10 protein-coding genes and 2 pseudogenes are annotated in these 11,215 nt (G+C 53.4%); 10 read left to right on the forward strand and 2 right to left on the reverse strand.

The window, feature by feature from the left end:
* The first annotated feature begins 23 nt into the window (after positions 1-23).
* The 7 genes and pseudogenes from yeiB to ACX9GT_RS08605 all read left to right on the forward strand — a co-directional run.
* Positions 24-1,205, forward strand: a complete 1,182-nt coding sequence (gene yeiB / locus ACX9GT_RS08575) for a DUF418 domain-containing protein YeiB (RefSeq protein ID WP_473190685.1) — start codon at positions 24-26, stop codon at positions 1,203-1,205.
* A gap of 129 nt (positions 1,206-1,334) precedes the next feature.
* A complete protein-coding gene (galS, locus tag ACX9GT_RS08580) occupies positions 1,335-2,372 on the forward strand; it encodes an HTH-type transcriptional regulator GalS (RefSeq protein WP_473190686.1) in 1,038 nt (345 codons plus the stop codon).
* A 178-nt stretch (positions 2,373-2,550) separates the two neighbouring features.
* Entirely contained in the window at positions 2,551-3,543 is a 993-nt protein-coding gene (mglB, locus tag ACX9GT_RS08585; protein ID WP_473190687.1) for a galactose/glucose ABC transporter substrate-binding protein MglB, read from the forward strand.
* 70 nt (positions 3,544-3,613) lie between these two features.
* Positions 3,614-5,122 (forward strand): galactose/methyl galactoside ABC transporter ATP-binding protein MglA, encoded by a 1,509-nt coding sequence (gene mglA / locus ACX9GT_RS08590; RefSeq protein WP_473190688.1) that lies wholly within the window; start codon positions 3,614-3,616, stop codon positions 5,120-5,122.
* An 11-nt stretch (positions 5,123-5,133) separates the two neighbouring features.
* Entirely contained in the window at positions 5,134-6,144 is a 1,011-nt protein-coding gene (gene mglC / locus ACX9GT_RS08595; RefSeq protein ID WP_473190689.1) for a galactose/methyl galactoside ABC transporter permease MglC, read from the forward strand.
* 257 nt (positions 6,145-6,401) lie between these two features.
* Positions 6,402-7,163: a dimethylarginine dimethylaminohydrolase family protein gene (locus ACX9GT_RS08600; RefSeq protein WP_473190690.1), complete on the forward strand. Its 762-nt coding sequence runs from the start codon at positions 6,402-6,404 to the stop codon at positions 7,161-7,163.
* 24 nt (positions 7,164-7,187) lie between these two features.
* Positions 7,188-7,670: pseudogene (locus ACX9GT_RS08605) on the forward strand (transporter substrate-binding domain-containing protein); the annotation flags it as partial.
* A gap of 90 nt (positions 7,671-7,760) precedes the next feature.
* Here the strand turns inward: ACX9GT_RS08605 and ACX9GT_RS08610 are convergent.
* On the reverse strand, positions 7,761-8,903 hold the full coding sequence (locus ACX9GT_RS08610; RefSeq protein ID WP_473187570.1) for an IS4 family transposase: 1,143 nt from the start codon (positions 8,901-8,903) through the stop codon (positions 7,761-7,763).
* Positions 8,904-8,995: 92 nt separating this feature from the next.
* Between ACX9GT_RS08610 and ACX9GT_RS08615 the strand changes: the two are divergent.
* The 3 genes and pseudogenes from ACX9GT_RS08615 to ACX9GT_RS08625 all read left to right on the forward strand — a co-directional run.
* Positions 8,996-9,295, forward strand: a pseudogene (locus ACX9GT_RS08615) (transporter substrate-binding domain-containing protein); the annotation flags it as partial.
* A 43-nt stretch (positions 9,296-9,338) separates the two neighbouring features.
* On the forward strand, positions 9,339-10,031 hold the full coding sequence (locus ACX9GT_RS08620) for an ABC transporter permease (RefSeq protein WP_473190691.1): 693 nt from the start codon (positions 9,339-9,341) through the stop codon (positions 10,029-10,031).
* Entirely contained in the window at positions 10,031-10,753 is a 723-nt protein-coding gene (locus tag ACX9GT_RS08625) for an ABC transporter permease (protein ID WP_473190692.1), read from the forward strand. Before ACX9GT_RS08620 ends, ACX9GT_RS08625 begins: the two co-directional genes overlap by 1 nt.
* Position 10,754: 1 nt before the next feature.
* Here the strand turns inward: ACX9GT_RS08625 and ACX9GT_RS08630 are convergent, their stop codons facing one another.
* Complete coding sequence (locus ACX9GT_RS08630; RefSeq protein ID WP_473190693.1) at positions 10,755-11,210, reverse strand: Lrp/AsnC family transcriptional regulator; 456 nt, start codon at positions 11,208-11,210, stop codon at positions 10,755-10,757.
* Between the last annotated feature and the right edge of the window lie 5 nt (positions 11,211-11,215).

Genomic DNA, 11,215 nt, shown 5'->3' on the forward strand with positions numbered 1-11,215 from the left:
CGACTAAAATATAGCGGTATAAAATGAATCATCATGAAACAGCACCGCTGCCGCGTATTGCGACCTTGGACTGTGCACGGGGTATCGCCATTCTCGGCATTCTGCTGATGAACATCAGCGCGTTTGGCCTGCCGAAAGCGGCCTATCTCAATCCGGCTTTTCTTGGGATCCCTTCGGCGCGCGATGCCTGGACCTGGGCGTTGCTGGATCTGTTTGCTCAAGCCAAATTTTTAGCGATGTTTGCCCTGTTGTTTGGGGCGGGTCTACAACTGCTGCTGCACCGCGGCAAAGTGTGGATACGCGCTCGCCTGTCGTGGCTGGTGCTGTTTGGCTTGGGGCATGCGATTTTCCTGTGGGATGGTGACATTCTGCTGGCCTACGGGCTTATCGGCCTGGTGTGCTGGCGCATGATTCGTGATGCTAAAGATACCATTACGCTGCTGAAAACCGGTGCGGTGCTGTATTTGATCGGCGTGGCGATCTTGCTGCTGTTGGGGTTTATGTCGCACGGTGAGCCGGGTAATTTCTGGCAACCGGGCGTGGCGCAATTGCAGTATGAGAAATTCTGGAAGCTGCAAGGGGGCGTGGAGGCCTGGCGTAGCCGCCTGGATTTGCTTTCCTCCAGCCTGCTGGCGATTGGCGCACAGTATGGCTGGCAACTGGCCGGTTTGATGCTGTTTGGCGCGGGGTTGATGCGCAGCGGCTGGTTGCGGAACAGGTATACCCCGTCCCACTATCGGCGCTTGGCCGCTTGGATGATACCGCTTTCACTGTTGATCCAACTGCCTGGGGTTGCGCTACAGTGGCATCTGAACTGGGATTATCGCTGGAGCGGTTTTTTGTTGCAGGTGCCGCGTGAATTAGGGGCATCATTGCAGGCCATCGGCTATCTGGCCTTGGTTTATGGTTTTTGGCCCACCTTTTCCCGTTCGCGTATCAGTCATTGGTTGGCGCAGGTTGGGCGCATGGCGCTGAGTAATTACCTGTTGCAGACGTTGATCTGCACCACGCTATTTTACCGTTTTGGCCTCTACCAGCAGTTTGATCGTTTGCAGCTCCTGGCGTTCGTTCCACTGGTTTGGCTAGTTAACCTGTTGTTTTCCAACCTGTGGTTGCGTTACTTCACGCAGGGCCCGATGGAGTGGCTGTGGCGCAAGCTGACGATTTTGGCTGCCGGTGAGCAGGCCGATCAGAAAGCAAATTGAGATCTGGCGCAGGTAGGTTAAAAAAATGTATGTAAACGTTTTCTTTCCTGTGACGTAATTCACGCTGATGAGCAGTTTAAACGGGGTAGGATAGCGCCATTGTCCACTTTCCCGACTTCAGGATGCTCCATGAATTCTGTCCATCCGATCACCATTCGCGACGTCGCGAAGCGTGCAGGCGTTTCTGTGGCTACCGTCTCACGTGTGCTCAATAACAGCGCCCTGACCAGCCCCAAGACGCGTGAGCTGGTGTTGCAGGCGGTTGCGGAATTGGGTTATCGGCCAAATGCCAACGCACAGGCGTTGGCCACGCAGAGCAGCGATACGCTTGGCGTGGTGGTGATGGATGTCTCCGATCCGTTTTTTGGTGCCTTAGTGAAAGCGGTAGACACTGTGGCGCAGCAAAACCAGAAATACTTGCTGATTGGTAACAGCTATCATCAGGCGGATAAAGAACGCCATGCGATCGAGGTGTTAATCCGCCAGCGATGTAATGCTTTGATTGTGCACGCAAAAGCGTTGAGCGATGCGGAACTGATCGCCTTTATGGATCAGGTGCCAGGCATGGTGCTGATTAACAGGGTGGTAACAGGCTACGAGCACCGCTGCGTTGGGCTGGACAATGTGTTTGGGGCTGAGATGGCGCTGCGTCTGCTGCTGTCACAGGGCCATCAGCGCATTGGCTATCTGGGGTCCAATCATCCGATCGAAGACGGCCCGCTGCGCCAGCAAGGCTACAGTCAGGCCATGGCAGCGGCGGGTATTTCGCCGCCGGACAGTTGGCGTGCCTATGGTTCACCAGATTTGCAGGGGGGCGAAGCGGCGATGGTGGAGCTGCTTGGCCGCAACCTGCACCTGAGCGCGGTGTTTGCCTACAACGATGCCATGGCCGCCGGGGCCATGGCGGTATTGAAAGAAAACGGTATCACGGTGCCGCAGCACTTCTCGCTGGTGGGATTCGATGATATTCCCATTGCGCGTTACACCAGCCCAAAGCTGACCACCATTCGCTATCCCATTGTTTCCATGGCTACCTTGGCTACTGAACTGGCGTTAAAAGGCGCGGCCGGGTTGCTGGAGCCACAAACCTCGCATATTTTCATGCCGACGCTGGTGCGCCGCCATTCTGTGGCGCCGTGGCAAAGTGAGGCGGCGGTCACTCTCTAAACATTTAACGTTGTGTAACCGTTTTCAATCTGTGAGAAAATTCACAGAATATTAACATCGCGCTGTCTATGCTCTATAACCAAAGTATTGGAAGTTGTCGCGAGCACCGCTGCAACTTCCTGTATGACGGGTATGGCTCTAATACCAAGTACGACCCTATATAAACCGGAGACAGACAATGAATAAGAAGGTTTTCACCCTGGCCGCGCTGGCCGCAAGCATGATGTTTGGCGCAGTCGCTCACGCAGAAACTCGTATTGGTGTCACCATTTATAAATACGACGACAACTTTATGTCGGTAGTGCGCAAAGCCATTGAAAAAGATGCCAAGGCGTCTCCGGACGTCACGCTGTTAATGAATGACTCGCAGAATGACCAATCCAAACAGAACGATCAGATCGACGTGCTGATTGCCAAAGGGGTGAAAGCGCTGGCGATCAATCTGGTGGATCCGGCTGCGGCCCCGGTGGTGATCGATAAAGCACGTGCCAGCGATATCCCGGTGGTGTTCTACAACAAAGAACCTTCCCGCAAAGCGCTGGACAGCTACGACAAAGCGTATTACGTCGGTACTGATTCTAAAGAATCCGGCGTGATCCAGGGCGAACTGATTGCCAAACATTGGAAAGCCAGCCCGAACTGGGATCTGAACAAAGACGGCCAGATTCAATATGTGCTGTTGAAAGGCGAACCGGGCCACCCAGATGCGGAAGCACGTACCACTTACGTGGTTAAAACGCTGAATGAGAAAGGCTACAAAACTCAGCAGTTGCAGATGGATACCGCGATGTGGGACACCGCTCAGGCTAAAGACAAGATGGATGCCTGGCTGTCTGGCCCGAACGCCAACAAGATCGAAGTGGTGATTGCCAACAACGATGCGATGGCAATGGGGGCAGTTGAAGCCCTGAAAGCGCATAACAAAACCAGCATTCCGGTCTTTGGTGTAGATGCATTGCCAGAAGCGCTGGCAATGGTGAAGTCGGGCGCGATGGCCGGTACCGTGTTGAACGATGCGGACAACCAGGCGAAAGCCACTTTTGAACTGGCAAAAAACCTGGCTGCGGGTAAACCAGCGGCAGACGGCACCCAATATAAGATTGAAAACAAGATCGTGCGTATTCCTTACGTGGGTGTAGATAAAGACAATCTGTCTCAGTTTGTTAAATAAGCACATTGCGATGCAATGACCCCGCCGATTATCGGCGGGGAATTCATTATTAGAAAATCCAGGTATATTTATGGCCGATAACTCTCGTGAGTGGCTGTTGGAAATGGCCGATATCAATAAGTCATTTCCCGGCGTAAAGGCATTGGATAATGTTAATCTGCGCGTTCGTCCGCACTCCATTCATGCGTTGATGGGGGAGAACGGTGCGGGTAAGTCGACGTTATTGAAATGTCTGTTTGGCATTTATAAAAAAGATTCCGGCAGCATCCTGTTCCAGGGGCAGGAAATAGATTTCAAGAGTTCTAAAGAGGCGCTGGAACACGGCGTATCGATGGTGCATCAGGAATTGAACCTGGTTCTGCAACGCACCGTGATGGACAACATGTGGCTGGGGCGCTATCCGACCAAAGGCCTGTTTGTCGATCAGGACAAAATGTACAAAGATACCAAGGCCATCTTCGACGAACTGGATATTGATATCGATCCACGTGCCAAAGTGGGCACGCTGTCGGTATCCCAGATGCAGATGATCGAAATTGCCAAAGCCTTCTCGTATAACGCCAAGATCGTGATTATGGATGAGCCAACCTCTTCATTGACGGAGAAAGAGGTCAATCACCTGTTCACTATTATCCGTAAGCTGAAAGACCGTGGCTGCGGCATCGTTTATATCTCCCATAAGATGGAAGAGATTTTCCAGCTGTGTGATGAAATCACCATTCTGCGTGACGGCCAGTGGATCGCCACCCAACCGCTGGAAGGGCTGGATATGGACAAGATCATCTCGATGATGGTGGGCCGTTCGCTGAGCCAACGGTTCCCCGATCGCCAGAATACGCCGGGAGAGGTGATTCTGGAGGTGAAAAACCTGACTTCCTTGCGCCAGCCATCGATCCGCGATGTCTCTTTTGATCTGCACCAAGGCGAGATCCTGGGGATTGCCGGGCTGGTGGGGGCCAAGCGTACCGACATCGTGGAAACCCTGTTCGGCATCCGCGAGAAAGTGGCGGGTACCATTAAGCTACACGGCAAGAGCATCAATAATCACACCGCTAACGAAGCCATTAACCACGGCTTTGCACTGGTGACGGAAGAGCGCCGCTCAACCGGTATTTATGCTTATCTGGACGTCGGTTTTAATTCGCTGATTTCTAATATCCGTAATTACAAAAATAAAGTTGGCCTGCTGGATAATGCCCGGATGAAAAGCGATACCCAATGGGTGATCGATGCTATGCGGGTAAAAACGCCGGGTCACCGCACCAATATCGGTTCGCTCTCTGGGGGCAATCAGCAAAAGGTCATTATTGGCCGCTGGTTACTGACTCAGCCGGAAATATTGATGATGGATGAACCGACGCGCGGTATCGACGTGGGTGCTAAATTTGAAATTTATCAGTTAATGACCGAGTTGGCGAAGAAGGGCAAGGGGATCATTATTATCTCTTCTGAAATGCCGGAGCTTCTGGGAATTACCGACAGAATACTGGTGATGAGTAATGGTCAGGTTGCGGGCATTGTGAATACCAAACAGACCTCGCAAAATGAAATATTGCGATTAGCCTCCTTGCATCTTTAAGGATCGTGATTATGAACGCGCTTAATAAAAAAACTTTGTTCACCTATTTTAAAGAGGGTGGCATTTATGTGGTATTGCTGGTGCTACTGGCAATTATCATTATTCAGGATCCGACGTTTTTAAGCCTGATGAACCTGAGTAACATCCTGACCCAATCTTCGGTGCGTATCATTATTGCGCTGGGCGTGGCCGGGCTGATTGTCACGCAAGGGACCGACCTTTCTGCCGGGCGGCAGGTGGGTTTGGCGGCGGTGGTGGCCGCGACCTTGCTGCAATCGATGGATAACGTCAATAAAGTGTTCCCGCACATGGAAACCTGGTCGATTCCGCTGGTGATCCTGCTGGTGTGTGCGATAGGTGCGGTGATCGGCCTGGTGAACGGCCTGATTATTGCCTACCTCAACGTGACGCCGTTTATCACCACGTTGGGCACCATGATTATCGTCTACGGTATCAACTCGCTGTATTACGATTTTGTGGGTGCTTCACCGGTGGCGGGGTTTGATCCGAAATTCTCCACGTTTGCCCAGGGTTTTCTGCGTTTTGGTGACTTTAAGCTGTCGTATATTACCTTCTACGCCATTATCGCGATTATCTTTGTCTGGATCCTGTGGAATAAAACCCGCTTTGGCAAAAATATCTTCGCCATCGGCGGTAACCCGGAAGCGGCCAAAGTCTCCGGCGTTAACGTCCCGCTGAACCTGATTATGATCTATGCGCTGTCCGGGGTGTTCTATGCCTTCGGCGGGCTGCTGGAAGCGGGCCGCATCGGCAGTGCCACCAACAACCTCGGCTTTATGTATGAGCTGGATGCGATCGCCGCCTGCGTGGTGGGTGGGGTGTCGTTTGCCGGTGGGGTAGGAACGGTGTTGGGGGTGGTGACCGGGGTGATCATCTTCACCGTGATCAACTACGGCTTGACCTATATCGGGGTTAACCCCTACTGGCAGTACATCATCAAGGGCGGCATCATTATCTTTGCGGTCGCGTTGGATTCACTGAAGTACGCCAAGAAGAAATAATCTTTTATTTACCGCGCCCTTCAGCCTGAAGGACGCGGTTCCTCATGTTTTACCCTCGCCGTATACCAATTACCCCGATTTGACCGCTTTGCTTTCCCGATCCGCACGTGCTTTGCCGCAACAGCCCAATAGGCCGAAAGCGGAGCAATATACAGCGCAAATGTGTTGTACCGGTCAGTGATTCGACCCGCTTGGCGGCGGAATCCGTTTAATAATCAAAGAGACACCCTCTGTACTTTTCAACCAAGAGAATCGCTATGCACTTTACCCAAGCCATTGCCCGATTGCCTGCCGATACCTGCGGTGCTGGCCAGACCACCGCCCAGTTAGGGGCGCCCGATGTGGCTGAAAGCCGCCGCCAGTTTCTGGCATATGTGAATGCGCTACTGCAACTCGGCCTGAAGGTGACGGTATTGCCTGCCGCTCCGGCATTCCCCGATGCGCACTTTGTTGAAGATACCGCGGTGGTGATGCCAGAGTTGGCGGTAATTACCCATCCCGGCGCGCCCAGCCGCCAGGGTGAAGTAGAAACCATTGCCCCGGTGCTTGCGGGTTTTCGCCCGCTGGTGCAGATGAGTAGCCGCGGGCACCTTGACGGTGGCGACGTGCTGCTGGTCGATCGTCAGTTTTTTATTGGTCTGACCGCTCGCACCGATGAGGCGGGGATCAGTGAATTTGCCGCTGCGGTGGAACCGCATGGTTACCGGGTTACTGCCATTGAGGTGAGCGCCGGGCTGCATCTGAAATCGATCGTCAACTACGTTGGCCGCAATACGCTGCTGCTGACCGAAGGCTACCGGCAGCATCCGGCCTTTGCCGCTTTCAATATTGTGGTGATCCCGGAAGAAGAATCCTATGCGGGCAACACGCTGTGGATCAACGATACTTTGTTGACGCCGCAGGGTTACCCTTACACTTTGGCGCAATTAGAAAAATTGGGCATGCCGATTGTCGCGCTGGATACCAGCGAATTCAAAAAAATGGACGGTGGGTTAACCTGCCTGTCACTGCGTTTCTGAGTTTGAGTCAACGGGGATGAGATCATGAAAAAATGGTTTAGGGTTTTGCTGACGAGCGCAGTGCTGTGCGCGCCGCTTTCCTCCAAGGCATTGGATACCATCAGCTTTGGCGTGGATGGCGGTTATCCGCCATTCGACGTACTTTCCCCCAGCGGTGAGATCACCGGCTTTGACATTGATATCGCCAATGCATTGTGTACGCAGCTGAAAGCAAAGTGCGTATTCGTCAAACAGCCGTTTGAGAGCATGATTGCGGCGCTTAACGCCGGTAAGTTCAATGCGATTATCGCTTCGCTCAATATCACCGAAGATCGCCAGAAAGAGGTCGACTTTACCGACCGTTATTATCGCAGCGCTGCTCAACTGGTGGCGCGCAAAGGCAGCCCGCTACAGCCCGATGTGCAAAGCCTGAAAGGCAAAACGGTGGGTGTGCAGACCGGTTCGGTGCATGAGGCTTACGCGAAAAAACAGTGGGCCGGGAAAGGGGTGAAAATTGTCTCCTATGCCTTAATGATCCCCTCATTTTTAGAGACTCAAATAATTCCAAGTGTGCGGGTATATAACCGATGCTGCAATGATCCCCTCATTTTTAGAGACTCAAATAATTCCAAGTGTGCGGGTATATAACCGATGCTGCCTCAGGTAATAAGTAAACTTCTCCATCAACAACGTCGCGTAGGCTTCTTTCATTTTAGGCAGCAACTGATAGTAGATGACACCCTGTCGGAAAAATGAATACGTTCGGCTTTTGCTGGTATTGACCTTGATCGTTCGTTCCAGACCCACGCTGTCACCCGCCTTGCCCAGCAGCGTCAACAGGACTATCGCCAGCGCACTGAACAGAAATAATCGGTCGCGTCGTGCCGGATTTTTGACACGAACCTGACCCATTCCCATGCCAAATCTGTAGTCCTTGATGTCCCGAAAACTGCTCTCGATACCCCAGCGCTGACCATACAGACTCAAGGCCTTGGCAGCGCTCAAATCGACGCGATTACTCGCCAGAAACCACGGCTCTTTCATACCGCTCTTGTGACAGCAATAGACCCGCTCGACCCGCTGTCGTTGCCCGGTAAGCTCCACCTCTTTGAGCGTGCGAGTTCGCCCGGTCGGGGTAAGCCATTCAGTCGCCGGCACCTGAGCCATACCTGGGTAGCCAACGAGAATATTGCTTTTAAAACGAATGATATAGGCAAAACCCAACTCTTGTTCAAGACGTTCAAACAACGCCATATAACCGAAGCCACGGTCCGCCACGACGGTGACAAAAACCCCTTGCGGCAAGGTCTTCCTGAGCTTGGTTAACAGCGCCTTTTCATGAGCGTTGCGTTGCCCTTTGAGCAAGGATTTCTGGTGGGTTTTCCACAGGAGCGGCGTGTTGCGTCCATGGTTGGTTTGCAAGCTGATAACCAGGGTGCTGTGGTCATCAGTATCAAACTCAGTCCAATCCATGGAGACGACGATGTCAGTACGTTCAGCCACCACATAGGGAACCCAGTCATCAAACAGGCTCCAGACGTTTAGTTTAGTGTTGGTGAGCAGTCTATCAACCTGCTTGACGGCGTGCTTTCGCTCAAGGCCGCTTGCCAAAGAGAGCCCATTGCCAATTGCATGGATGGCCAATGAGCCCGACTCAATCACCCCGTGGGTTGCATTGGCGAGCGACAATACACGCTTGGCATGCATGTCCTGCCCGAATATGTCATCAATGTGGTTAAGGATTATTTCGTGGTTAAGCATGGAGATTGTCTGCTCGTTATTAGCGGGTCAATAACGGAGATCATACCTCAGAAGCCGTACCATGCCTCACTCATATGAGGGGATAGCTAAGCTCCTATGCCAATCAGGACAATGTTTATCTCGATCTGATGTCTGGGCGTATTGATGCGTCGCTGCAAGACAACATCCAGGCGGGCAACAGTTTTATTGATACCCCACGCGGCAAGAATTTTGCCTTTGCTGGCCCGGTGATCCGCGATCAGACCATCTCTTCGGAAGTGGGTATCGCCGTGGCGAAAGCCAACCCGGCGCTGCGCGATGCGCTTAATGAGGCGATCAAGGCTATCCGCGCCGATGGCACTTACGACGCCATCCAGAAGAAATATTTCAGCTTTGATATCTACGGCGAATAATGCGTTCAACGCTGTGGGCCTATTGAGCTAACGGAGGTTCGGGATGGTAATCGACTATTTGCCGCTGCTGTTGCAAGGTGCCGGGCTGTCGCTGTGCGTGATGCTGTTGGCACTGGTGCTGGCGCTGATCCTTGGCCTGATCAATGCGCTCATCAAGCTGTTTGGCCCGCCGTGGTTACGCTGGCTGTCGACCGGCTATACCACGCTGGTGCGTGGTATCCCTGAGCTGGTGATTATGCTGCTGCTGTTTTTTGGTGGCGAGATGCTGGTGAACGGTTTCCTCGGCCTGCTGGGTATTGGCCCGGTACACTTCAATACCTTTCTCTCTGGCGTATTGGCGATTGGCTTTGTGTTCGGCGCTTATTATACCGAAACCTTTCGTGGCGCTTTTCAGACGGTGGATCAGGGCCAATTGGAAGCGGCCGTGGCCTACGGTATGCGCCCAGGGCAGGTGTTCCGCCGCGTAATGCTGCCGCAGATGCTGAGCTTTGCCATTCCCGGCATCAACAATAACTGGCTGGGGTTGATGAAGGCGTCGGCGCTGGTGTCGATCCTGGGGCTGGAGGATATGGTGTGGCTGGCAGAGCAGGCCGGGCGCGCCACTCAGAAACCCTTCCTGTTCTATTTCCTGATCTCGCTGATCTATATGGTGATTACCGCACTTTCCGGCTGGATGTTCAGCCGCCTGGCGCGGCGCTATGCGCTGTATTCCTCAACGGCCAGAGATACATACTGATGAATCTGCAAACGATACTGGATGCGGTACCCACTTTTCTGTGGAGCGACGGCAACGATGTCACTGGGCTAGCCGTGACCGCCAAGCTGTTCTTGCTCTCGGTGGTGCCCGGCATGATGTTGGCGATCATGATGGCGGTCGGTCAGGTTTACGGCCCGCGCCCGCTGGCGATGCTGATCCGCAGCGTGAGTTACTTCTTTCGCAGTACGCCGCTCTATCTGCAACTGATGCTGATTTACTACGGCCTGTCGCAGTTCGATGTGGTGCAACTGGGCTGGCAGAACGATCAGCCCTTCTGGCTGCTGTTCCGCGATGCCACTTTCTGTGCCACGCTGGCGCTGGTACTCAATACCAGCGCCTATGTGGCCGAACTGCTGGCCGGGATGATGGTGACCTTTCCGCGCCAAGAGTGGGTGGCCGGTGAAGCCTTTGGCATGAGCCGCACACAGATTATCCGCCGGTTGGTGCTGCCCGCCACCTTGCGGCGCGGTATTCCGGCGTTAAACAATGAGATGGTGTTTTTGCTGCATGCCACTTCTCTGGCCAGCACCGTCACGCTGTTGGATATCACCGGTGTAGCACGCTCCTTTTATGCGGCGACCTATTCACCCTTTATTCCCTTTTTGCTGGCGGCAGCGCTGTACCTGGTCTGCACTTTTGCGCTGATTTTCCTGTTTTCCCGTGCGGAACGGCGCTGGTTGGCGTTTGCCCGTCGGAGTTGATTCAGGAGCGTTTGATGGTTTGCAATTCGGTCAGCGTCATGATTTTGTCTACGCGGAATTTTTTGCTGGTCAGCCAGGTGTCGGCCAACTGGCGGTAGTGCTCCATGCTCTGGCAACCGATGCGCACCAGAAAATCGAAGCTGCCGCTGACCAACCAGCAGTCCAGCACCTCTGGCGCTTGGCGCATTTCCTGCTCAAACGCCGATTGCGACTGGCCGTGATCGGCCAACGCAATTTGCGCCTGTACCACAAACGCATGCTCCGGTTCCGGCAACTCAATCAGGGTGCTATAGCCACGGATAATGCCAGCGCGTTCGAGCATCCGCACTCTCTCCAGGCAGGGGCGGGGCGTCAGGTTGACCAACTCGGACAGCTTACGATAGGAAATACGGCCATCCTGGCGCAGTATTTCAAGGATCTTTTTATCAATTCGGTCAAGCCGCGTTTTCTTTTCCATAGATG

The organism is Serratia sp. YWN4 (assembly GCF_055790845.1).